The sequence below is a fragment of the Streptomyces typhae genome, assembly GCF_009755605.1.
GTDB lineage: Bacteria > Actinomycetota > Actinomycetes > Streptomycetales > Streptomycetaceae > Streptomyces > Streptomyces typhae.
This window is the reverse complement of the sequence record NZ_WPNZ01000029.1, coordinates 25,122-47,840: the sequence shown is the minus strand read 5'-3', so window position 1 is coordinate 47,840 and position 22,719 is coordinate 25,122. Positions and strand designations below refer to the sequence as shown.

General features: G+C 70.8%; 23 protein-coding genes. 8 read left to right on the top strand and 15 right to left on the bottom strand.

Annotated elements, in window-relative coordinates:
• Positions 1–32: 32 nt before the first annotated feature.
• Positions 33–398 (bottom strand): ATP/GTP-binding protein, encoded by a 366-nt coding sequence (locus GPA10_RS36135; protein ID WP_343041707.1) that lies wholly within the window; start codon positions 396–398, stop codon positions 33–35.
• A gap of 211 nt (positions 399–609) precedes the next feature.
• Here GPA10_RS36135 and GPA10_RS36130 point away from each other — a divergent pair, with 211 nt between their 5' ends.
• The gene (locus GPA10_RS36130; protein WP_058849554.1) at positions 610–1,698 is read left to right on the top strand and encodes an LLM class flavin-dependent oxidoreductase; all 1,089 of its coding nucleotides are present in this window, start codon (positions 610–612) and stop codon (positions 1,696–1,698) included.
• Between the two features lie 78 nt (positions 1,699–1,776).
• Here the strand turns inward: GPA10_RS36130 and GPA10_RS36125 are convergent, their stop codons facing one another.
• Positions 1,777–2,169, bottom strand: coding sequence for an SCO5389 family protein (locus GPA10_RS36125; protein WP_030567370.1), 393 nt, complete (start codon positions 2,167–2,169; stop codon positions 1,777–1,779).
• 278 nt (positions 2,170–2,447) lie between these two features.
• On the opposite strand from GPA10_RS36125, the gene nucS reads away from it, so the two are divergent.
• Positions 2,448–3,119 carry an endonuclease NucS gene (gene nucS / locus GPA10_RS36120; RefSeq protein ID WP_058849555.1) on the top strand — a complete coding sequence of 224 codons (672 nt, stop codon included), beginning with the start codon at positions 2,448–2,450 and terminating at the stop codon, positions 3,117–3,119.
• Positions 3,120–3,260: 141 nt separating this feature from the next.
• Here the strand turns inward: nucS and GPA10_RS36115 are convergent, their stop codons facing one another.
• The 4 genes from GPA10_RS36115 to GPA10_RS36100 form a co-directional block, all read right to left on the bottom strand.
• Positions 3,261–5,882 (bottom strand): ATP-binding protein, encoded by a 2,622-nt coding sequence (locus GPA10_RS36115; RefSeq protein WP_157169109.1) that lies wholly within the window; start codon positions 5,880–5,882, stop codon positions 3,261–3,263.
• 295 nt (positions 5,883–6,177) lie between these two features.
• The gene (locus GPA10_RS36110; RefSeq protein ID WP_030361223.1) at positions 6,178–6,501 is read right to left on the bottom strand and encodes an STAS domain-containing protein; all 324 of its coding nucleotides are present in this window, start codon (positions 6,499–6,501) and stop codon (positions 6,178–6,180) included.
• A 193-nt stretch (positions 6,502–6,694) separates the two neighbouring features.
• A complete protein-coding gene (locus GPA10_RS36105; RefSeq protein WP_343041706.1) occupies positions 6,695–7,543 on the bottom strand; it encodes a 3-hydroxyacyl-CoA dehydrogenase family protein in 849 nt (282 codons plus the stop codon).
• Positions 7,544–7,713: 170 nt separating this feature from the next.
• Positions 7,714–8,352 (bottom strand): TetR/AcrR family transcriptional regulator, encoded by a 639-nt coding sequence (locus GPA10_RS36100; RefSeq protein WP_157169108.1) that lies wholly within the window; start codon positions 8,350–8,352, stop codon positions 7,714–7,716.
• Between the two features lie 115 nt (positions 8,353–8,467).
• Here GPA10_RS36100 and GPA10_RS36095 point away from each other — a divergent pair, with 115 nt between their 5' ends.
• The 3 genes from GPA10_RS36095 to GPA10_RS36085 all read left to right on the top strand — a co-directional run bounded on the left by GPA10_RS36095 (position 8,468) and on the right by GPA10_RS36085 (position 10,839).
• Positions 8,468–9,250, top strand: a complete 783-nt coding sequence (locus GPA10_RS36095; RefSeq protein WP_157169107.1) for an ABC transporter ATP-binding protein — start codon at positions 8,468–8,470, stop codon at positions 9,248–9,250.
• Between the two features lie 116 nt (positions 9,251–9,366).
• Positions 9,367–10,113 (top strand): ABC transporter permease, encoded by a 747-nt coding sequence (locus GPA10_RS36090; protein ID WP_157169152.1) that lies wholly within the window; start codon positions 9,367–9,369, stop codon positions 10,111–10,113.
• A gap of 126 nt (positions 10,114–10,239) precedes the next feature.
• Positions 10,240–10,839, top strand: coding sequence for a cob(I)yrinic acid a,c-diamide adenosyltransferase (locus GPA10_RS36085; protein ID WP_157169106.1), 600 nt, complete (start codon positions 10,240–10,242; stop codon positions 10,837–10,839).
• 21 nt (positions 10,840–10,860) lie between these two features.
• Here the strand turns inward: GPA10_RS36085 and GPA10_RS36080 are convergent, their stop codons facing one another.
• Positions 10,861–11,445, bottom strand: coding sequence for a hypothetical protein (locus GPA10_RS36080; protein ID WP_058849559.1), 585 nt, complete (start codon positions 11,443–11,445; stop codon positions 10,861–10,863).
• A 187-nt stretch (positions 11,446–11,632) separates the two neighbouring features.
• Between GPA10_RS36080 and GPA10_RS36075 the strand changes: the two genes are divergently transcribed.
• From GPA10_RS36075 to GPA10_RS36065, 3 genes are all read left to right on the top strand, one after another.
• The gene (locus GPA10_RS36075; RefSeq protein ID WP_157169105.1) at positions 11,633–12,835 is read left to right on the top strand and encodes a sensor histidine kinase; all 1,203 of its coding nucleotides are present in this window, start codon (positions 11,633–11,635) and stop codon (positions 12,833–12,835) included.
• A complete protein-coding gene (locus GPA10_RS36070; RefSeq protein WP_058849561.1) occupies positions 12,832–13,479 on the top strand; it encodes a response regulator in 648 nt (215 codons plus the stop codon). Before GPA10_RS36075 ends, GPA10_RS36070 begins: the two co-directional genes overlap by 4 nt.
• Positions 13,480–13,711: 232 nt before the next feature.
• On the top strand, positions 13,712–15,682 hold the full coding sequence (locus tag GPA10_RS36065) for a glycoside hydrolase family 18 chitinase (RefSeq protein ID WP_425505879.1): 1,971 nt from the start codon (positions 13,712–13,714) through the stop codon (positions 15,680–15,682).
• A 140-nt stretch (positions 15,683–15,822) separates the two neighbouring features.
• On the opposite strand, the gene GPA10_RS36060 is transcribed toward GPA10_RS36065, so the two are convergent.
• From GPA10_RS36060 to atpE, 8 genes are all read right to left on the bottom strand, one after another.
• Entirely contained in the window at positions 15,823–16,281 is a 459-nt protein-coding gene (locus GPA10_RS36060) for a DUF2550 domain-containing protein (RefSeq protein WP_058849565.1), read from the bottom strand.
• A gap of 148 nt (positions 16,282–16,429) precedes the next feature.
• The gene (locus GPA10_RS36055; RefSeq protein ID WP_030361212.1) at positions 16,430–16,804 is read right to left on the bottom strand and encodes a F0F1 ATP synthase subunit epsilon; all 375 of its coding nucleotides are present in this window, start codon (positions 16,802–16,804) and stop codon (positions 16,430–16,432) included.
• Between the two features lie 132 nt (positions 16,805–16,936).
• The gene (gene atpD, locus GPA10_RS36050) at positions 16,937–18,373 is read right to left on the bottom strand and encodes a F0F1 ATP synthase subunit beta (protein ID WP_058849566.1); all 1,437 of its coding nucleotides are present in this window, start codon (positions 18,371–18,373) and stop codon (positions 16,937–16,939) included.
• Positions 18,373–19,290, bottom strand: a complete 918-nt coding sequence (locus GPA10_RS36045; protein WP_058849567.1) for a F0F1 ATP synthase subunit gamma — start codon at positions 19,288–19,290, stop codon at positions 18,373–18,375. The genes atpD and GPA10_RS36045 overlap by 1 nt, the downstream gene beginning before the upstream one ends.
• Before the next feature lie 21 nt (positions 19,291–19,311).
• Positions 19,312–20,901 carry a F0F1 ATP synthase subunit alpha gene (atpA, locus tag GPA10_RS36040; protein ID WP_058849568.1) on the bottom strand — a complete coding sequence of 530 codons (1,590 nt, stop codon included), beginning with the start codon at positions 20,899–20,901 and terminating at the stop codon, positions 19,312–19,314.
• Positions 20,902–21,021: 120 nt separating this feature from the next.
• Positions 21,022–21,843, bottom strand: coding sequence for a F0F1 ATP synthase subunit delta (locus GPA10_RS36035; protein ID WP_157169104.1), 822 nt, complete (start codon positions 21,841–21,843; stop codon positions 21,022–21,024).
• Positions 21,840–22,394, bottom strand: a complete 555-nt coding sequence (locus GPA10_RS36030; RefSeq protein WP_058849570.1) for a F0F1 ATP synthase subunit B — start codon at positions 22,392–22,394, stop codon at positions 21,840–21,842. Before GPA10_RS36030 ends, GPA10_RS36035 begins: the two co-directional genes overlap by 4 nt.
• Before the next feature lie 41 nt (positions 22,395–22,435).
• Entirely contained in the window at positions 22,436–22,681 is a 246-nt protein-coding gene (gene atpE / locus GPA10_RS36025; protein ID WP_016643250.1) for an ATP synthase F0 subunit C, read from the bottom strand.
• Positions 22,682–22,719: the final 38 nt, after the last annotated feature.

The following is a 22,719-nucleotide window of genomic DNA, read 5'->3' as shown; positions in this document are numbered from 1 at the left end:
GGTACTGATGCTGGTACCGGCCGCGTACGGGGTTAGTACCGCGGAGCGTTACGGGACCGCTGCACCCGCGAGGTGCGGCGGTCCTTCGCGTTCCAGCACGCCGTGTGCCAGTGTCTGCGCTCGTCCACACCGGAGTGCTCGGCCCACGCCACCACGTGCGCGAGCCGGGAGGGGATCTCCTGGTCGCAGCCGGGGCAACGATAGGTCTTGCCTGCCGTGCTCGCGCCCGCGACGTGCCGCACGCTCCACTCCTCGCCCTGCCAGAGCTCGGCGCGCTGGAAGCCGCCGTAGCGGCCCGACGATCCCGGCGCGTCGTCGTCGGCGGCACCGGCGGCGCGGCCGCCCTGGCCCGGCCTGGGATCTCCGGCGCCCTTCGGGCGATTGCGACGCGGCGACACGGGACACCTCACGGGTCTGGGGAACGGACGGGCGTACGCCCAGCCTACGCACCGCACAGACGGGTACCCGTCCTGCACCGACCCCCACACAGCCCCCAGCGCCACGCACAAAATCTGCCAATCTGCATGCCAAGCCGTGCCCTTGGCACTTGTCACGCGTTGTTGCCGGTAGGGGAATGCCTGCGTCGGCGTCAAGGAGGCAGGAAGTTCGATGCGCTTAGGAACTTTTGTGTTGGCGGCCCAGTTCCCGGGGCAAGGCCACGGGGAGGCTCTGCACCGCGCGCTGCGGTCCGTGGAAATGGCCGAGGAAGCGGGCCTGGATTCCGCCTGGCTGGCCGAGCACCACTTCGTGCCGTACGGCACCTGTCCCTCCGCGATCACCCTCGCGGCCCTGCTGCTCGGGCGCACCCGGCGCATCCGCGTCGGCACCGCCGTGAGCGTACTGCCCACGGCCCACCCGGTGGCCCTGGGCGAGCAGGCGGCCCTGCTGCACCTCACCTCGGGCGGACGCTTCTCGCTGGGGGTGGGGCGCGGGGGCCCATGGGTGGACCTGGAGGTGTTCGGCACCGGTGTCGAGGCGTACGAGAAGGGGTTCCCGGACTCCCTGGACCTGCTGCTTCGCTGGCTCAGCGGGGCGCCCCGGGTGTCCGGGCCCGGCGGCCGCTTCACGTTCCGCGACGTCGCGGTCGTACCGCTGCCGCAGGAGGAGCTGCCCACGGCGACGGGTCCGTTCCCGGATCTGCCGGCCGCCCTGGAGCGGTCCGGCTCCCCGGCGACCGCGGGCCCCGAGGTCGTGGTCGCGTGCACCTCGCCGTCGAGCGTCCGGCTCGCCGCGGCCCGCGGCCTTCCGATGCTTCTCGGCATGCACGTGGATGACGAGGAGAAGGCCGAAATGGTGGCGTTGTGGAATCGGCACGCGCGTGCCACGGGACGCACCACGGACGAGTTGGCGCACGCCGCGCACGTCTCGGCCGGGGTCGTGCAGATCGCGGACCGCCGCGCGGAGGCGGCCGAAACGCTCACCAAGGCCATGCCGGGCTGGCTGAAGCACGGCCTTGACGCCCATGTCACGGTCGACGGACGCCGCCGTGCCATGCGGGACCCCCTGAGGTACACGGAGCTGCTGTGCGGCATCCACCCCGTGGGGACGCCCCAGGTGTGCGCGGACCGCCTCGCGGCGACCTCGGAGCGCACGGGCATCACACGTTTCGCGCTGCTCGTGGAGGGCTCCGGCGATCTGACGACGACGGAGGAGAACGTACGCCGACTCGGCCTGGAAGTACTGCCTCAGCTCAAGTGAGGAGGAAGGGACACCGTGCGAGGGGCTGCCGCCCCGGTACTGAAACACCTCCCGCGTACGGAGCGGCAGCAACCGGGCTCAGCAGTCCCGAAGTTCGGGTGACTGGTTCAGCAACTGACCACGGATGGACGTGAACTTCGCCAGCCTGTCGTCCACGGAGCCGTCCAGGGGGAATACCGCCACGCGGTGGCAGTTCTGGAAGGCGAGGCGGACCCCGAAGTGGCGCTGCAGGGCGCCGCGAATCGCGTCACTCGCGAGCGCGCGCAGCAACTGGCCGCGCGCCTGCTCGTCCGGCGGCGGCGTCTGGTTGTCGGCGAACTCACCGCCGTCGACCTTGAGCTGGGCCACCAGGGAGCTGATCATCTCCCATGCGTAAGGCAGGGAGGTCCGGACGCAGTCGACGAAAGCTGCTTCGTCGACCTCGCCTCGCTCGGCCTGTTCCAACAGTGCCGGTGAGACGTCGAGCGACATGGGTTCTCCTCTCGCACCCCCAGGGAGCAGGGGCCTACGGACAGGGAAGGAGCTCGCATACGCAGCGTGCACGTGCGACGACCTCCTGCTTCTACGGTAGGCAACGGCTCGGGACCGCACCAGGAGATTGGGCGCATAACCGGCCAGGTTCGAACAGGCTCATCGGCGGACAAGTGGTGCGGCCCACCCGGCGTCCGGGGCCCGCTCCAGGCATCCGCGAGCGGGTGCCGGAGGACGGGATTCGCTGGAGCACCCCGGGTCGAGTAGCGTTGCCGACCATGCGTCTCGTCATCGCCCGCTGCTCCGTGGACTACGCGGGCCGGCTCACCGCCCATCTCCCGTCGGCTCCCCGCCTGATCCTCGTCAAGGCGGACGGAAGCGTCTCCATCCACGCCGACGACCGGGCCTACAAGCCCCTCAACTGGATGTCGCCGCCGTGCACCCTCAAGGAGGGCACAGGGGACGACGCCGGTGTGTGGACCGTCGTCAACAAGGCGGGAGAGAAGCTCATCATCACGATGGAGGAGGTCCTCCACGACTCCTCGCACGAGCTGGGAGTGGACCCCGGCCTCATCAAGGACGGCGTGGAAGCACACCTCCAGGAGCTGCTCGCCGACCGGATCGAGACACTGGGCGAGGGCTACTCACTGATTCGCCGCGAGTACATGACGGCGATCGGACCGGTCGACATCCTCTGCCGCGACGCCGACGGGCAGACGGTCGCGGTGGAGATCAAGCGGCGCGGTGAGATCGACGGCGTCGAGCAACTGACGCGCTATCTGGAGCTGTTGAACCGCGACCCGCACCTGGCTCCGGTCAAGGGCGTCTTCGCCGCGCAGGAGATCAAGCCGCAGGCGCGCGTCCTGGCCACGGACCGGGGCATCAGCTGTACGGTCCTCGACTACGACGCGATGCGCGGCATCGAGGACGATAAGCTGCGCCTCTTCTGAGCCGAAAGCGGCGGCTCGGCCCGGTCGGCCGTCCCGCCGCACTCGCACCCTGGCCCCGCCAGGGGCATGCGTGCGGGCCGGACTCCCTCAGGAGTCCGGCCCGCACGCATGCCGTCACGCCGTCCGGGACGGCTACGCGCGTCAGATCAGCGGTGCCGAGGCGGAGCCGCCGCTCGGCCCGCCCGGGGTGCCGGAGCCGCCCGACGCCGAGCCGCTCGCGACCGGGCTCGACTCCACCGGGTCGCTCGCCGAGTTCGACGTGTCCGGTGTGGACGACGGCGTCGTCGGGGTGGTCGGCGGGGTCGTGGTCGGTGGCGTGGTCGGCGTGGTGGGCGGGGTCGTCGGCGGCTTCGTCGGCGGCCTGGTCGTCTTCGTCGGCCTGCCCGTCGGCTCGGTGGGCTTGTCCGACGGCTCGGTCGGCTTGTCGCTCGGCTTGTCCGACGGCTTGCCGGTGGGGTCCTTCGCGTCGTCGCTCTGCGCCGGGCGGGCGCTCGTGCTCGGCTTCGGGTCGTCGGGGGTGCCGGGGACGCCGTCCTTGCCGGGGTCGGAGGGGCGGGCCGTGGAGCTGTCGTCGGGCTCGTCGGCGCCGAGGTCGCCACCGTCGTCGTCGGCGCTCGCCGACTGGTCGGTGCGCACGCGCTCGGGCGGGCCGCCGTCGTTGTCGGAGGTCGCGCCGAGCGTCACCACCGTGCCGAGGACCGCGACGAGCAGGGCGCCCGCTCCGGCCGCGACGAGATTGCGCCGGGTGCCGCGCAGGATCGAGCGGCGGGTGGGCGCGGGACGGCCCGTGCCGGGGCTGCCCGCCGGGTCCGCCTGCTGGGTGACCAGGGTGTCGGGTTCGGGCGGCGGAGTGGGCAGGGCGAACGCCGTGGGGACGCCGCCGGGCGGCGACGCGGACTCCTCGTAGCGGGCGTCGGGCACCTCTTCGCCCGCCGTCGAGCGGTCCCCGGGCAGCATGCCGCCGGAGCAGTCGGCGACCAGGGCCAGTGCCCTGCGCCCCGCGATCATGCCGCGCTTGTCGGCGAGGGCACCGCGCAGGCCGATGGAGGCCTCCAGTTCGGCGCGGGCCCGGTCCAGGAGTCCGGCGCAGAGCGCGAGGATGCCCAACTCGTGGTGGAAATAGGCCTCTTCCGCGACCTCGCCGGAGGTGCGGGAAGCCCCCTGGCCGAAGCGCAGGGCCCGCTCCCAGGCGCCCCAGTGCAGTCCCCCGGCGAAGGCGGGCGCGACCGTACGGGCGAGCAGCACCGCGGCGGACGGTTCCCCCGCGCCGCTGTCGGCGCCATCGGCCGCGGGGCCGTTGACGAGGGCCGCGAGGGTCGCGAGCACGGCGTCGGCCTCGGCGGCGACCCGCTCGGGGCCGACCGAGGGGTGCCCGGACCACCAGGCGTAGTGCTGGGCGGCGGACTGCACGTTCGCGGCGGCGTCGTCGGCGTACCCGGCGCTCTCCAACTGCTCCCGGACCCCGGCCGCGAGGCGGTAGTGGCCGCCGACGGGGGTGACGAGGGCGCTGTCGACCAGCTCCGAGAGCGCCGCGTCGGCGTGCGTGTCGCCGACGAGCGCAGGCAGGTGGGCCGGGTGCGGCAGTTCCCCGCCGAGGGCGACGGCGAAGCGGAGCGCGGCGCGCGCGGAGGCGCTGAGGCGGGAGGCGAGCAGCGCGGCGGGGGCGGCCCCGTCGGCGAGCGACGGCAGCGGGACCTCGGTCTCCGCCGCGGCGCCGAACGGGGTGTCGAAGGCGGTGGGTTCCTCGGCGGCGGTGCCGTACGCGAACGCGTCGAAGTTGTCGGGGTCGGCCTGGAGCCGGTCGCGCTGGCGCAGCAGGGCGCCCGCCTGGACGAAGCGCAGCGGCAGGCCCTCGGACTCGAACCACAGGTCGCCCGCCCAGTTGGCCTCCTCGTCGGTGAGGACGCGGCCGGCGACGCGCTCCAGGAGTTCCAGGCTGCTGTTGCGGCCGATGCCGCCGAGGAAGACCTCTTCGAGGTGGGAGTCGGGCGCCGGTGCGGGCACGTCGGGCACCGCGGCGACCAGGAAGGCGCACTCGGGCGTCGCGTCCAGGAGCTCCTCCAGCGCGGCGCCGCCGAACTCCAGGTCGTCGAGGACGACGACGGCGCCGATCTCGCCGAGGAGTTCCCGCAGCACACTCCGGTCGGGGCGGTGCAGGGGCGCGTCGTGGACGGCGGCGAAGAGGTCGTACAGGAGGTCGTTGACCGTGCGGTGGTAGCCGCTGAGGCGGATCACGCCGTCGGGGGCGAGGTCGGCGACGTCCTCGGCGACGGCGGCGAGCAGGGCGGTGCGGCCGGAGCCCGCGGGGCCGGTGAGGCGCACGGAGCGGCCGCGGGCGAGCAGGCGCGCCAGGCGCTCGCGCTCCTCCTGGCGTTCGAGGAGCGGCAGGCGCGGCAGCGCGGGCCCCGGCGGCACCGGCGGCAGGACGGCGCGGCGGTGTTCGGCGCGCTCGGTGGGGGTGCGCTTGCGCGGGCGCTCGGGGCGCTCCCCCGGCGGGCAGGGTTCTATCTCACTGCCGTCGACGGGATTGACCGTGAGCAGGAGGTCGCCCGAGATCACCTGCACCGTGCGGGCGATCGCCGGTGGCCCGAAGTCGGCCGTGGCCGGTGCGCTCGGGCCGGCCGGTGGCGGTGCGGCGTCGGATGGCGTGCGGGGCTCGCGCGCCGTGCTGTCGTCGTCGGTGCCTTCGCGGCCGATCCGCGCGTCTTCGCGGTCGTCACCGTCGTGGCCGTACTCTTCGGGTCCCCGGTTCATCGGGTCCATGGTCTCAGCCCCCCAGATGCGTCGTGTGCGAAGCCCCCTCCGGCCGTCGGCACACCGCGCTGTCGCTTCTGGTCCGGTGCCCCCGAGCGGGTTCGTTCATCGGCAGGCGACCGAACCCTAAACCGACTTCAGTATCCCCGCGGAGGGCGGGGTGGGGCCCGGCCCGAGACGTCACAGTCTCGTGAGGATTGTGCGGGAGGCGCGCTCCCGCGCCCCTGCGCACCCCTCGCGCGCCTTGTCCGCGTGCCGCGCGAGTTATACGCGTGCCGCGCGAGTTATACGCGTGCCGCGCGAGTTATACGCGAGGGAGCGATTCGACCCCGATGCCGCCTTCGATGGCGAGGATGCGGTGCAGTCGGGTGGCGACGAGGAGGCGCTGCATCTGTGGTGGCACGCCGCGTAGGACGAGCCGTCGGCCGCAGCGTCCGGCGCGCCGGTGCGCGCCCATGATGACGCCGAGTCCCGTGGCGTCCCACGAGTCGAGTTCGGACAGGTCGAGCACCAGGTCGCCGGCGCCGTCGTCGACGGCCGAGTGCAGGACCGTACGGGCGTCCGCCGCGCTGCGTACGTCGAGGCGTCCCCCGACGACCAGCTGGGCCTGGTCGCCCCTGATGTGCATATGCGCTCCCCAATGAGTGCGGTGTCGTATGTGGCGCCTGTGCCGCGAGGCGTCTGTGTATGTCACAGCAACTGACTGTCACTCGGGTACGGAAGTTGCCGTCTGTAAGCGAACCGATACCGAATTCACCCCGAGGGGTGATCCCAGGGGGCGTACGGGCGTACGGCGGGCGCCTTCAGTGGGTGCGGGACCGTCAGTGCTTGTAGAAGCCCTGCCCGCTCTTGCGGCCGATGTCACCGGCGTCAACCATCCGGCGCATCAGCTCCGGCGGCGCGAACTTCTCGTCCTGTGACTCGGTGTAGATGTTGTCGGTGGCGTGCAGCAGGATGTCGACGCCGGTGAGGTCGGCGGTCGCGAGCGGGCCCATGGCGTGGCCGAAGCCGAGCTTGCAGGCGATGTCGATGTCCTCGGCGCTGGCGACGCCCGACTCGTACAGCTTGGCGGCCTCGACGACGAGCGCCGAGATGAGCCGGGTGGTGACGAAGCCGGCGACGTCGCGGTTGACGACGATGCAGGTCTTGCCGACGGACTCGGCGAACTCACGGGTGGTGTCGAGGGTCGCGTCGCTCGTCTTGTGGCCGCGCACCAGCTCGCACAGCTGCATCATGGGCACCGGCGAGAAGAAGTGCGCGCCGACGACCCGCTCCGGGCGCTCCGTCACCGCGGCGATCTTCGTGATCGGGATGGCGGAGGTGTTGGAGGCGAGCACGGTGTCGTCGCGCACCAGCTTGTCGAGCGCCCGGAAGATCTCGTGCTTGACTTCGAGCTTCTCGAAGACGGCCTCGACGACGACGTCCGCGTCGGCGGCGGCGTCCAGGTCGGTGGTGGTCGTGATGCGGCCGAGGGCGGCCTCGGCGTCGGCGGCGTCGAGCTTGCCCTTGCCGACGAACTTCTCGTACGAGGCCTTGATGCCGTCGGTGCCGCGGGTCAGCGCTTCGTCGGTGACGTCGCGCAGGACGACGTCCCAGCCCGCCTGGGCGGAGACCTGGGCGATTCCGGACCCCATGAGTCCGGCTCCGATGACGGCGAGCTTCCGTGCCACGTTACGACTCCCCTTGCCTGCGTACGAGTGAGCGCTTACACGCTGTTTACGTTTCGCTCCGGTCCGGACACTAGCGCTCACAGCCGCTCATGGGGCGGGTAAGAGACGCACGCCACGTCCCCTTTGACGGACATCACACCGGGCGGTGGACAGGTCCGCCCTTCGGGGCGTCAGGCGGTCGCGCGGGTCCCGTAGTTGAGGACCTGCTCGCCGAGCAGCTCCTCCATTTCGTCGAGCAGGACCAAGGCCTCGCGGGAGACCTCCCGCGGGGGCCTGCGCTTGACCATCTCGGCGCCGATCCAGCCGAAGACGGTGCCGTAGGCCCAGCTGATCTGGCCCGCGACGAGTTCGGGGAGGTGGCTCGGGTCGGCCCCCGCCTCCTCGCGCAGGGTGGCCTCCAGGTCCTGCCGGCTCTCCTGCTGCAAAGCCCACAGGCGGGAGCGCAGGGCGTGCGAATCCGTGATGACCTTCATGAAGTCGGCGTAGCCCTCGAAGAGCCCGACAGTCGGCGAGACGCTCTCGACCAGGGTGCGCAGCTCGCGCAGGACGGCGTCGGCGGCGGACTCCCCCGCCCGGCGGCCGCGCACCCACCGGGAGAGCCGGTCGGTCATCTCCAGGCCGCGGTCGAGGAACAGGTCCTCCTTGGCCGGGAAGTAGTTGTAGACCGTGTTGACCGAGACGTCCGCGGCGTCGGCGATCTCCGCGATGGTCACGGTGACGAACCCGTGCTCCAGGAACAGACCGGTCGCGATGTCCGAGATCCGCTGCTTGGTCTGCCGCTTCTTGCGCTCCCGCAGCCCTTCAGCCATGGATCGGCCCCTCACTCATGGGTTCCCTCGGTCATGGCCCCATCGTAACTTCGCTGGCCTCCATGAAAACTTGGGCTCGTTGCAAAATTTCAGCGACTCTGTTTTTGTGGTCTCCATGGCAATCATCAGCACGGCCGGTCTCGCCAAGACGTTCACGACCAAGGCAGGGCCCGTCGAGGCCGTCCGCGGCATCGACCTGAGCGTCTCCCCGGGCGAGATCCTCGGCTTCCTCGGACCCAACGGCGCGGGCAAGACGACGACCCTGCGCATGCTCACGACGCTGCTCCCGCCCACCGGCGGCGCGGCCACGGTCGCGGGCTTCGACCTGCGCGCGGACCCGGCGGCCGTGCGCCGCAGGATCGGGTACGTCGCCCAGTCCGGCGGCGTCGACCCGCAGGAGTCCGTGCGCGACGAACTCGTCCTCCAGGGCAGGCTCTACGGCCTGTCCAGGGCCGACGCGGTCGCCCGCACCGCCGAGGTGGCCGCGGAACTCGGCCTCACCGAGCTGCTCGACCGCAGGACGCCCGCGCTCTCCGGGGGCCAGCGGCGCAGGCTCGACCTCGCCCTCGGCCTCGTCCACCGCCCCGACGTGCTGTTCCTGGACGAGCCGACGACCGGGCTCGACCCGGGCAGCAGGGCCGATCTGTGGCAGCTGGTCCGCGGGCTGCGCGACACCCACGGCACGACCGTCTTCCTCACCACCCACTACCTGGACGAGGCCGACGCCCTCGCGGACCGGATCGTCGTCGTGGACGCGGGCGTGGTCGCCGCGGAGGGCACCCCCGCGGCGCTCAAGCAGAAGTACGCCGGGTCGCCCGGCGCCTCGCTCCAGGACGCCTTCCTCGCCATCACCGGCCGCGCCCCCGCACCCGCCGACGCAGCCCCCGTCGCCGTCTGAACCGCCGACGCCCGTCCCTGTCGCCGTCTGAACCGCCGACGCCCACACCCGTGATCGACCGCACCCGCCGCCCGCACCCGCCGCCGCCCGACGGCTGCCACCCCGAGGACCCCGCCATGCTCGTGCACGACACCGCGCTGCTGTTCCGGCGCTACGCCCGCCAGACCCTGCGCTCGAAGTTCCAGATGCTCTTCGGGACCCTGATGCCCCTCCTCTACCTGCTCTTCTTCGGGCCGCTGCTCACCGACCTGCCCCTGGGCCGGAGCGGCGACTCCTGGCAGGTCCTGGTGCCGGGCCTGCTGCTCCAGCTCAGCCTGTTCGGCGCGTCCTTCAGCGGTTTCGCCCTCATCATGGAGAACAACTGGGGCGTGGTGGAGCGGCTGCGCGTGACCCCGGTGAGCCGGGCCGCGCTGCTGCTCGGGCGGCTGCTGCGGGACGTCGCCCTCTTCGTGCTCCAGTCGGTCCTGCTCGTGCTCGCCGCGCTGGTCATGGGCCTGCGTGCGCCGCTCGCCGGGATCCTGCTGGGCTTCGTCTTCGTGTCGCTGCTGAGCTGCGCCCTCGCCTCGCTGTCGTACGCCCTCGCGCTGCGGATCGACACCCCGCAGTCGTTCGGCCCGACGGTCAACGCCCTCACCATGCCCTCCATGCTCCTGTCCGGCCTGATGCTCCCGATGGCGCTCGCCCCCGGCTGGCTCGACGTGCTCTCGCACTTCGTGCCGTTCCGCTACCTGGTGGACGCGGTACGGGACGCGTACGTGGGCTCGTACGCGACCTCCGCCATGCTGTACGGGGCGCTGGTCGCCGCCGGCTTCACGGCACTGGCGGTGACCGTGGGCACCCGGGCGTACCGAAGCGCCCCGTAAGGGGCGCGGGGAACTGCGCGCTCAGCGCGCGACGAGCCGCAGACGCGTCTGCGGCTTTTCCTGAGCTGAGCGCGCAGTTCCCCGCGCCCCTGAAAAACCCCTTACGGGGGTTACTACGCTGGTCCCATGGTCAATCTGACACGCATCTACACACGCACCGGCGACCGGGGCACCACCGCCCTCGGCGACATGAGCAGGACGGCCAAGACCGACCTGCGCATCGCCGCGTACGCGGACGCGAACGAGGCGAACGCCGCGATCGGCACGGCGATCGCACTCGGCGGCCTCGAAGCGGACGTCGTCAAGGTCCTCACCCGGGTCCAGAACGACCTCTTCGACGTGGGCGCGGACCTGTGCACTCCGGTCGTGGCGAACCCGGAGTACCCGCCGCTGCGGGTCGAGCAGTCCTACGTCGACAAGCTGGAGGCGGACTGCGACCGCTTCAACGAGGACCTGGAGAAGCTGCGCAGCTTCATCCTGCCGGGCGGCACGCCGGGCGCGGCACTGCTGCACCAGGCGTGCACGGTGGTGCGGCGGGCCGAGCGGTCCACGTGGGCGGCGTTCGAAGCGCACGGCACCAGCGGGCCGGAGGGCGAGTCGTCAGGCACCATGAACGCCCTCACCGCGACCTATCTCAACCGCCTCTCCGACCTCCTGTTCATTCTCGCCCGTACGGCGAACAAGGAGGTCGGAGACGTGCTGTGGGTGCCGGGCGGCGAGCGCTGACCGTCCGCTCCGGCGGGTCCGCTAGAGCTTCGTGAGGTCCCGGGGGCGCTCGTCGTCCCGCTCCCCCGGGCCCGGGGCCGGAACGCGCTTCGGGAACAGCGTGTAGCTCAGCGCGATCAGACCGTGGATGCCCGCCGCGCGCCACGCGGTGTACATCCAGGAGTCGAGGGACCCGGTGCGGCCCGGGTCGTCGACGTACCACTTGGCGAGGAGCAGCAGGCCGGAGGCGACGGCCGCCGCGACGAGGGTGCCGAGCCAGACCTCGCCCTCGTGCCGGGCGCGCGGCCAGCCGTGGCGCGGCGGGCGCGGCACCGGGGTGCCGTTGAAGCGGTGCGCCGCGTGCCCGTCGAGCCACTTCACGGTGCGGTGGCCGTGGCCCACGGTGTAGCCGATGTACACGGCGGCCAGGCCGTGCTTCCAGCTCGGGTCGGCGCCGTTCTTCAGGTCGACGGCGGTGACCACGAGGAGCAGGACTTCGAGCAGGGGCTCGCAGAGCAGGATGGCGAGCCCCAGCCGCGGCATCTTCAGCAGATAGCGGGTGGCGAGGCCCGCGGCGAGCAGCACCCAGAAGCCGACCTCGCAGATGATGATCAGTGTGACGATCACGGCTCGTTCCTCCTGACACCGGCCCCGGAGGACCGGCCCTCCTGTTCGCCGGTACCTCTCCAGGCTCCCGCCGGGAAGGCCGCCGATCGTCGTCGCCAGTGACGAGGTGCGGCTGCATCCTTCGATGTACCGGCGCTTCACTCCCCGTAGGGAGGTCAGCCGGCGCCGTCCCGTGTTGGATGGAGTCATGCCGCTGCCGCTCCCCCGCCGCCCGGACGTCGTCGACGTCCGCATCTGTGTGGCCAGCCTGCTCAGCGGTCTCGCGCTGTGGGCCCTCGGTCTGCACATGCAGCAGGACCGGCCGTTGGGACACGGCTGGGCGCTGCTGCCGCTGTTCGTCATGGCGGGTCTGGAGCTGACGCGCCGCACGGCCCCGCGGTTCGCCCTTGTCGCGGGCACGTTCGCGCTGATCGCGGACCAGTTCACCACGGGCAATCTGGCGACCGTGGTGATGTTCACGGACCTCGTGTACGCGGCCGTGGTGTACGGCACGCCCGCCGCGGCCCGGCGCATCCCGGTCACCACGGGGCTGATCACGGTGGCCGTGACCGTCGGCCTCCTTGCCTGGTTCCGGGAGCCGGAGGCCATCCTGGTCGGCGCCGTCACCGCCCTGGTGTCGCTCACGCCCGCCACCACGGGCGTTCTCGTCCGCAACCACCGGGATGCCGCCGACACGGCCCGGCTGCGCGCCGAGCAGACCGCGCTGCTCGCCGAGGTGGACCGCGCCCAGGCAGTCACGGCCGAGCGGGCGCGCATGGCCAGGGAGCTGCACGACATGGTCGCCAACCACCTGTCGGCTATCGCCATCCACTCCACGGCCGCGCTGTCCCTCGACGACCCGGGCACGACCAGGCAGGCGCTCACCGTCATCCGCGAGAACAGCGTCGAGGGGCTGGCCGAGATGCGCCGCCTCATCGGCATCCTGCGGGACTCCAGCGGCGACCTGGAGCCCGCCGCGGCGCCCACCCTGGACGGCCTCGGCTCCCTCGTGGAGAACGCCCGTACCAATGGTCTGGACGTCCGCCTCGACGACACCCGCGCCGCGGACGACGACCCGCTCCCGGCGCCGGTCGGGCTCGCCGCGTACCGCATCGTCCAGGAGTCCCTCACCAACGCCCTCAAGCACGCGACGCCCGGCCGGGTCACGGTGACCCTCACCCGGCGGCCCACGGCCCTGTGCATCGGCGTGACCAGCCCGTACGGCGACTCGCGCGGGCCGCGCGCACCGGGTTCCGGTGCCGGTCTGGTCGGCATGGAGGAGCGGGCCGCGCTGCTCGGCGGCACCTTCGAGTCCGGCCCCGAGCCGCATCCGGCGCTGCCCGGCGCGAAAGTCTGGCGGGTCGAGGCCCGTCTGCCCGTCGACCCCAAGGACCAAGGAGCCCCCGAATGATCCGCGTGCTCGTCGCCGAGGACCAGACCGCCGTGCGGGCGGGCCTGGTCCTGATCCTGCGCAGCGCGCCCGACATCGAGGTCGTCGGGGAGGCCGCGGACGGCGAGCGTGCGGTCGCCCTCGCCCGGGAGCTGCGGCCCGACCTGGTCCTGATGGACGTACAGATGCCGCGCCTCGACGGCGTCTCCGCGACCCGCCAGGTGGTGGCCGAGAATCTCGCGGACGTGCTCGTGCTCACCACGTTCGACCTCGACGAGTACGTCTTCGGGGCGCTGCGCGCGGGCGCGTCCGGCTTCCTCCTGAAGAACACCGAGGCGCGGGACCTCCTGGAGGCGGTGCGCACGGTCGCCCGCGGCGAGGGCCTGATCGCGCCCGCCGTCACCCGCAGGCTGATCGCCGAGTTCGCCGCGCCGCGGCCCGTGCGGTCCGCGAACGCCCCCGACCCGTCCGTCCTCGACGCCCTCACCCGCCGCGAACGCGAAGTCCTCGCTGCCCTCGGCCAGGGCCTGTCCAACGCGGAGATCGCCGCTCACCTGGACATGGCGGAGGCGACGGTCAAGACCCATGTGAGCCGACTTCTGGGCAAGTTAGAACTGCGCAGCCGTGTACAGGCGGCGGTTCTGGCCCAGGAGCTGGGAGTTTGAGCCACCGTCAGGCGAGCGGTAGGACCACCCCTGACGGCGACGAATTCAGCCCGTCCGGCGTTTGAGGACGAGCCCGCAGGGCGATTCGCCCCCGCCCGAAGCTTGGCCACACGCCCGCAGGGCGACAACCACCGCCCACCGGGGGCACCCCCCGCTCAAGGCCCAGGGGCCAGTGAAAGGTCTTGACCTATGGTCCAGACCTTTCCTACTCTCACCTCACTGCGGTGGGTACATGACATGCACACAAAGTGCACACAGTGCTCACGGGCGTCGCAGGGCACACCCACCCCGGAACTCGACCGAGGAGCACCCCTTGCGCGTCAGACACAGGCCCAGACATCGGCTGACAGCCGGGATCACCACCCTGCTGCTGCCCCTTGCCACCCTCGTCGCCCTCGGCGGCTCCGCCGAGGCGGCACCGGAGCGCGCCGCCGACGCCGCGCGCACCGCGCAGTCCGCACCGAAGGCCGCCGCCGGCGCCACGGCCACCTACGAGAAGACCCAGGACTGGGGTTCCGGCTTCGGGGCCAAGTGGACCATCAAGAACACCGGCACCACCGCTCTCAGCTCCTGGACCGTCGAGTGGGAGTACCCCTCCGGCACCAAGGTGACCTCGGCGTGGGACGCGACGGTCACCAACTCGGGCACCAAGTGGACCGCCAAGAACCTCAGCTGGAACGGCTCGCTGGCCCCCGGCGCCTCCATCTCCTTCGGGTTCAACGGCTCCGGATCGGGCTCCCCCTCCAACTGTTCGCTCAACGGCGAGAGCTGTGACGGCGGCGGCCAGCCCGGCGACAGCGCGCCCTCCGCCCCCGGCACCCCGACCGCCTCGGACATCACCGACACCTCGGTGAAGCTGAGCTGGAAAGCGGCCACGGACGACAAGGGCATCAAGAACTACGACGTCCTGCGCGACGGTTCCAAGGTCGCGACGGTGACCGGCACCTCGTACGCGGACTCCGGGCTCACCAAGGGCACCGACTACTCGTACAGCGTCCAGGCCCGCGACACCGCGGACCAGACCGGTCCCGTGAGCGACTCGGTGAAGGTGCGCACCACGGGCGGCGACGGCCCCGGCCCCGACCCCACGGCCAAGGTGAACCTCGGCTACTTCACCAACTGGGGCGTCTACGGGCGCAACTACCACGTCAAGAACCTGGTGACCTCCGGCTCCGCCGAGAAGATCACGCACATCAACTACGCCTTCGGCAACGTCCAGGGCGGCAAGTGCACCATCGGTGACGGTTACGCCGACTACGAGAAGGCCTACACCGCCGACCAGTCCGTCGACGGTGTCGCCGACACCTGGGACCAGCCGCTGCGCGGCAACTTCAACCAGCTGCGCAAGCTGAAGGCCAAGTACCCGCACATCAAGGTTCTCTACTCGTTCGGCGGCTGGACCTGGTCCGGCGGCTTCGGTGACGCCATGAAGAACCCCGCGGCGTTCGCGGACTCCTGCTACAAGCTGGTCGAGGACCCGCGCTGGGCCGATGTCTTCGACGGCATCGACCTGGACTGGGAGTACCCCAACGCCTGCGGTCTGACCTGCGACACCTCGGGCCCGGCCGTCATGAAGACGATGGCGCAGGCGTTCCGTAACAAGTTCGGCGCCAACAACCTGGTCACCGCCGCGATCACCGCGGACGGCTCCGACGGCGGCAAGATCGACGCGGCCGACTACGGCGGCGCCTCGCAGTACCTCGACTGGTACAATGTGATGACGTACGACTTCTTCGGCGGCTGGGACGCCAAGGGTCCGACGGCACCGCACTCGCCGCTCACCGACTACCCGGGCATCCCGAAGGCGGGCTTCAACTCCGCCGCCGCGATCAACAAGCTGAAGGCCAAGGGCGTGCCGGCCAAGAAGCTGCTGCTCGGCATCGGCTTCTACGGCCGCGGCTGGACCGGCGTCACCCAGAAGGAGCCGGGCGGCACCGCGACCGGCGCCGCGCCCGGCACCTACGAGGCGGGCATCGAGGACTACAAGGTCCTGAAGAACTCCTGCCCGTCCAACGGCACCGTCGCGGGCACCGCGTACGCGCACTGCGGCACGAACTGGTGGTCGTACGACACCCCGGCGACGATCCGCTCCAAGATGACCTGGGCCAAGGACCAGGGTCTCGGCGGCGCCTTCTTCTGGGAGTTCAGCGGCGACACCGCCAATGGCGAGCTGGTGACCGCCATCCGTGACGGTCTGAAGTAACACCGGGCGGCCCGCGGCCACCCACCCCGAACGAAGCCGGGGAGACAGGAACGCCCCCTGTCTCCCCGGCTTCTCCGTGCTGTCCGGCCGCTCGTCGTGGGGGCCGGGCGCGCTGTCGGCCGCGCCCCCCTTCGCGGCGCTCAGGCCACGTTCACCCGCTGGCCGGGAGGCGCCGCCTCCAGCCAGGCGAGGAAACCGGTGAGCGCGTCCTCGCTCATCGCGAGCTCAAGACGTACCCCGCGGTGCAGACAGCCGAGGACGACGGCGTCGGAGAGGAGAGCCAGCTCCTCCTCGCCGTCGGGGGCGCGGCGGTCGACGACCTCGATCGCCGAGCGTTCCAGGATGCGGCGGGGCCGGGGGGCGTAGGAGAAGACGCGGAACCACTCGACGCGGTCCCCGTTGTAGCGGGCGACTCCGTAGCCCCAGCCCTTGCCGGAGGTGTCGGCGCTCTCGTCGGGTTTCGGCGCGTGCCAGCGCAGGCTGCAGTCGAAGGTGCCGCCGGAGCGCTGGATGAGCCGGCGTCGCAGCCCGAAGACGAAGAGTCCCAGCACCACCAGCGCGATCAACACAAGTCCGCACACGAGCGTCACGAGGATCATCGGCACCGACCTCCTCGCCTCAACACGACTTCTCGAAACGGACCAAACAACCGCACCCGAAACTGCACCCGCATCGCCTCAGCCGCGACCCGGTCCGGAGAGCTCCGGACCCGGCCGCGGCTGAGTCACATCACGCCACGCGCTGGGGTCAGCGCGCCGCCACCGCCCGCAGTCGGACGTCGGCGCGCCGCTCGGCGGAGGCGTCCGCCTCCGACTTGGCACGCTCGAACGCCCGCTCCGCACGCTGGACGTCGATCTCGTCGGAGAGCTCGGCGATCTCGGCGAGCAGCGACAGCTTGTTGTCGGCGAACGAGATGAATCCGCCGTGCACCGCGGCGACGACGGTCCCGCCGTCACTGGTGCGGATGGTCACCGGGCCCGACTCCAGCACACCGAGCAGCGGCTGGTGACCGGGCATGACGCCGATGTCGCCGGACGTGGTGCGCGCGACGACCAGGGTGGCCTCACCGGACCAGACACTGCGGTCCGCGGCGACCAGCTCGACATGCAGCTCAGCAGCCAAGGGTGGCTCCTCGGGTCACCACCCGGCGGTTCAGCCGGGTGTTGGGTCAAATTCTAGAGGGCGTAGGAAGAGGGGCGGGACGCGGCCCCGTGCGCGGGGTGCACCCGCCCCTCTCCGGGTGAGTCGGGAGACTCAGGAAACGCCGAGTTCCTTCGCGTTGGCCTTGAGGTCCTCCAGGCCACCGCACATGAAGAACGCCTGCTCGGGGAAGTGGTCGTACTCGCCGTCGCAGATCGCGTTGAAGGCCGCGATCGACTCGTCCAGCGGGACGTCCGAACCGTCGACGCCGGTGAACTGCTTGGCGACGTGCGTGTTCTGCGACAGGAAGCGCTCCACGCGACGGGCGCGGGAGACGACCAGCTTGTCCTCCTCGCCGAGCTCGTCGATGCCGAGAATGGCGATGATGTCCTGGAGGTCCTTGTACTTCTGCAGGATGTTCTTGACCCGCATGGCGGTGTCGTAGTGGTCCTGCGCGATGTACCGCGGGTCCAGGATGCGGGACGTGGAGTCCAGCGGGTCCACGGCCGGGTAGATGCCCTTCTCCGAGATCGGACGGGAGAGCACCGTCGTCGCGTCGAGGTGGGCGAACGTGGTGGCCGGGGCCGGGTCGGTCAGGTCGTCCGCGGGGACGTAGATCGCCTGCATCGAGGTGATCGAGTGACCACGGGTCGAGGTGATGCGCTCCTGGAGGAGACCCATCTCGTCGGCCAGGTTCGGCTGGTAGCCCACCGCGGAGGGCATACGGCCGAGCAGGGTCGAGACCTCGGAACCGGCCTGCGTGAAGCGGAAGATGTTGTCGATGAAGAACAGCACGTCCTGCTTCTGCACATCGCGGAAGTACTCCGCCATGGTCAGACCGGCGAGGGCCACGCGCAGACGGGTGCCCGGGGGCTCGTCCATCTGGCCGAAGACAAGGGCGGTCTTGTCGATGACGCCCGAGTCCGACATCTCCTCGATGAGGTCGTTGCCCTCACGGGTGCGCTCACCGACACCGGCGAACACGGAGACACCGTCGTGGTTGTTGGCGACGCGGTAGATCATCTCCTGGATGAGCACCGTCTTGCCGACACCGGCACCGCCGAACAGACCGATCTTTCCACCCTTGACGTACGGGGTGAGAAGGTCGATGACCTTGACGCCGGTCTCGAACATCTCGGTCTTCGACTCGAGCTCGTCGAAGTTCGGGGCCTTGCGGTGGATGGACCAGCGGTCGCCCGTGTACTGCTCGTCGACGTTCAGGACCTCGCCGAGGGTGTTGAACACCTTGCCCTTGGTGAAGTCACCGACCGGGACGGTGATGCCGTCGCCGGTGTCGGTCACCGGGGCCTGGCGGACCAGGCCGTCGGTGGGCTGCATGGAGATGGCGCGGACCAGGCCGTCACCGAGGTGCTGGGCGACCTCGAGCGTCAGGGTCTTCTTCGCGCCGTCCTGCGCCGGGTCGGCGACCTCGACGTGCAGGGCGTTGTAGATGTCCGGCATCGCGTCGACGGGGAACTCCACGTCGACGACCGGGCCGATGACCCGGGCGACGCGGCCCGTGGCAACGGCCGTCTCAACTGTGGTCGTCATTACTTGTCACTCCCCGCGGTCGCGTCGGCCAGCGCGGACGCGCCACCAACGATCTCGCTGATTTCCTGGGTGATTTCGGCCTGGCGGGCCGCGTTGGCAAGCCGGGACAGATTGTTGATCAGGTCTCCGGCGTTGTCGGTCGCCGACTTCATCGCGCGGCGTGTGGCGGCGTGCTTGGAGGCAGCCGACTGGAGCAGCGCGTTGTAGATGCGGCTCTCGACGTAGCGCGGCAGCAGGGCGTCGAGGACGTCCTCCGCCGACGGCTCGAAGTCGTACAGCGGCAGGATCTCGTCCTTGGCGGACGACTCCTCGGCCACCGCGTCGAGGCTGAGCGGCAGCAGGCGGCTGTCGATGGCCGTCTGCGTCATCATCGAGACGAACTCGGTGTAGACGATGTGGAGCTCGTCCACACCGCCCTCGGCCGTGTCCTTCTCGATGGCCTCGATCAGCGGACCCGCGACCGTCTTGGCGTCCGCGTACTCGGGCTGGTCGGTGAAGCCCGTCCACTGCTGCGCGATCTTGCGCTCGCGGAAGTTGTAGTGGGCGACACCACGGCGACCGACGATGTACGAGTCGACCTCCTTGCCCTCCGCCTCCAGACGCGCGGTCAGCAGCTCCGCGGCCTTGATGGCGTTGGAGTTGAAGGCGCCGGCCAGACCGCGGTCGCTGGTCAGCAGGAGGACGGCGGCTCGCGTCGCCGTCTGTGCCTCCGTCGTCAGCGGGTGCTTGGTGTTCGAGCCGGTTCCCACCGCCGTGACCGCGCGGGTGAGCTCGGTCGCGTACGGCGTGGAGGCCGCCACCTTGCGCTGCGCCTTGACGACGCGCGAGGCGGCGATCATCTCCATCGCCTTGGTGATCTTCTTGGTCGCGGTGACGGATCGGATGCGACGCTTGTAGACCCGGAGCTGGGCTCCCATGAGTCAGGTCCCTTCCTTACGTCACTTGGCAGCGGCCGGAGCGTCCTCGCCGAGAAGCTTCCCGTCCGAGGTCTCGAACTGCTTCTTGAAGTCCGCGACGGCGTCGCCGATGGCCGTGATCGTGTCGTCCGACATCTTGGCGCCCTCCTTGATGGAGGTCATCAGGCCCTGCTCCTTGCGGTGCAGGTAGTCGAGCAGCTCACGCTCGAAGCGGCGGATGTCGACGACCGGCACATCGTCCATCCGGCCGGTGGTGCCGGCCCAGATGGAGACGACCTGGTCCTCGGTGGCCATCGGCTGGTACTGCGCCTGCTTGAGCAACTCGACCATGCGCTGACCGCGCTCCAGCTGCGCCTTCGACGCGGCGTCCAGGTCGGAACCGAAGGCGGCGAACGCCTCCAGCTCACGGAACTGGGCGAGGTCCACGCGCAGTCGTCCGGAGACCTGACGCATCGCCTTGTGCTGAGCGGAACCACCGACTCGGGACACGGAGATACCGACGTTCAGCGCGGGGCGCTGACCGGCGTTGAACAGGTCCGACTCCAGGAAGCACTGGCCGTCGGTGATGGAGATGACGTTGGTCGGGATGAACGCCGAGACGTCGTTGGCCTTCGTCTCGACGATCGGCAGACCGGTCATCGAGCCCGCGCCCATCTCGTCGGAGAGCTTGGCGCAGCGCTCCAGGAGGCGGGAGTGCAGGTAGAAGACGTCACCGGGGTAGGCCTCGCGCCCCGGCGGGCGGCGGAGCAGCAGGGACACGGCGCGGTAGGCGTCGGCCTGCTTCGAGAGGTCGTCGAAGATGATGAGGACGTGCTTGCCCTCGTACATCCACTGCTGGCCGATGGCCGAGCCGGTGTACGGCGCCAGGTACTTGAAGCCGGCCGGGTCGGACGCCGGGGCGGCGACGATGGTCGTGTACTCCAGGGCGCCGGCCTCTTCGAGGGCACCACGCACGGAGGCGATGGTCGAGCCCTTCTGACCGATGGCGACGTAGACGCAGCGAACCTGCTTCTTCGGGTCGCCGGTGCGCCAGTTGTCGCGCTGGTTGATGATCGTGTCGACGGCCAGGGCGGTCTTGCCGGTCTGGCGGTCGCCGATGACCAGCTGACGCTGGCCGCGGCCGATCGGGGTCATGGCGTCGACGGCCTTGTAGCCCGTCTCCATCGGCTCGTGCACCGACTTACGGGCCATGACGCCCGGAGCCTGCAGCTCGAGGGCGCGGCGGCCGGACGTCTCGATCTCGCCGAGGCCGTCGATCGGGTTGCCGAGCGGGTCGACGACGCGGCCGAGGTAGCCCTCGCCCACCGCGACCGAAAGGACCTCGCCGGTGCGCTGCACCGACTGACCCTCCTCGATGCCGCTGAACTCGCCGAGGATGATCGAACCGATCTCGCGCTCTTCCAGGTTCAGCGCGAGACCAAGGGTCCCGTCCTCGAACTTCAGCAGTTCGTTGGCCATGGCCGAGGGCAGGCCCTCGACCTTCGCGATGCCATCGCCGGCCAGGGTGACCGTACCGACCTCCTCGCGCGAGGCCGCGTCCGGCTTGTACGCCTGGACAAAGTTCTCCAGCGCGTCCCGGATCTCCTCCGGCCGGATCGTGAGCTCCGCCATCTGGGTTCCCTGCTCTCCTTGTTGGGCCCGAAGTTTCTTTGGGGGATCTGGGGGCTCCCCCCAGAAACTTTGCATCCTCTGCACGGCCCAACCAGGGCCGTTGTCCTGCATATTGCGTTGTTAGCCCGCCATGCGGCGGTGCGCGTCCTCGATGCGGTCCGCGATGGAGCCGTTGATGACCTCGTCGCCCACCTGCACCCGGATCCCGCCGAGGACCGCGGGGTCCACGTCCAGGTTCAGATGCATCCGGCGGCCGTAGATCTTCGCAAGCGCCGCACCGAGCCGCTCCTTCTGCTGGTCCGCAAGCGGAACAGCCGAGGTGACGACGGCGACCATGCGCTCCCGGCGGTCCGCGGCCAGCTTGGAGAGGGACTCGAGTCCCCCTTCCAGGCTACGTCCACGGGGCGCGGTCACAAGACGCGTGACAAGGCGCTCCGTGGTGGCGTCCGCACGCCCGCCGAGCAGGCTGCGCAGCAGCTCGCTCTTGGCCGCGGCGGACGCGGCACGGTCGGTGAGCGCCGCGCGAAGACCGGTGTTCGAGGCCACGATCCGGCCGAAGCGGAACAGCTCGTCCTCGACGGTGTCCAGCGCGCCCGACTTCTGCGCGGCGGTCAGGTCGGCGAGGTCGGCGAGCTCCTCCAGGGCGTCCACCAGGTCGCGGGGCTGCGACCAGCGGGAGCGCACCAGGCCGGCCACCAGGTCCGCGGTCTCGCCGCCGACCTTGCCGCCGAGCAGCCGCCCGGCCAGCTCCGCCTTGGCCTCGCCGGCCTGCGCCGGGTCGGTCAGGACCCGTCGCAGCGAGACCTCGCGGTGCAGCAGCGCGGTGACCGCGGCCAGCTCGTCGGCCAGCAGCCTCGCGTCGACCGAGGTGTTGTCGGTCAGCGCGTCCAGACGCTCACGGGCGGCGGCAAGGGCCTCGCGGCTGGCTCCGTGCGCGGTCATCGAGTCGCCTCTGCCTTCGCGTCGAGCTCGTCGAGGAAGCGGTCGATCGTGCGGCTCTGGCGGGCGTGCTCCTCAAGGGACTCACCCACCAGCTTGCCGGCCAGTTCGGTGGCCAGCTGGCCCACGTCCTGACGCAGCGACTGCGCGGCGGCCTTGCGGTCGGCCTCGATCTGGGAGTGGCCGGCGGCGACGATCTCCTCGCGCTGACGCTGGCCCTCGGCCCGCATCTCGGCGATGAGCTGAGCGCCCTGCTCCTGCGCCTCCTGGCGCAGCCGCGCGGCCTCGTGGCGGGCCTCGGCGAGCTGAGCCTTGTACTGCTCAAGAACGCTCTGGGCCTCGGTCTGAGCGGCCTCGGCCTTCTCGATACCGCCTTCGATCGCCTCCCGGCGCTCTTCCAGAACCTTGTTGATGTTCGGGAGGAGCTTCTTCCAGAAGAAGAAGAAAACGATGGCGAAGGCGATGGCGCCGACAAGCAGCTCGGGGCCGGGGGGAATGAGCGGGTTCTGCTCTTCCCCGTGCTCGGCCGCCAGCTGAACCAGGTTGGCGATCACATCAGTGCCTTTCGTCGAACGGGACTATTCGTCTGCGGCGATCAGGAGCCGTAGACGAACGGCATGACGATGCCGATGAGGGCGAGCGCCTCACAGAAGGCGAAACCGAGGATCTGGTTGGCACGGATGAGACCGGCAGCTTCGGGCTGACGGGCGAGAGCCTCGGTGCCCTTGCCGAAGACGATGCCGACACCGATGCCGGGGCCGATGGCCGCGAGGCCGTAGCCGATGGAGCCGAGGGCCTTGATGTCACCCTGGAGGGCGGCGAGCTCGAGAGTCGCGGACATGCCGTTACTTCCTTCTCTTTCATGGACCGGTGGGGGTT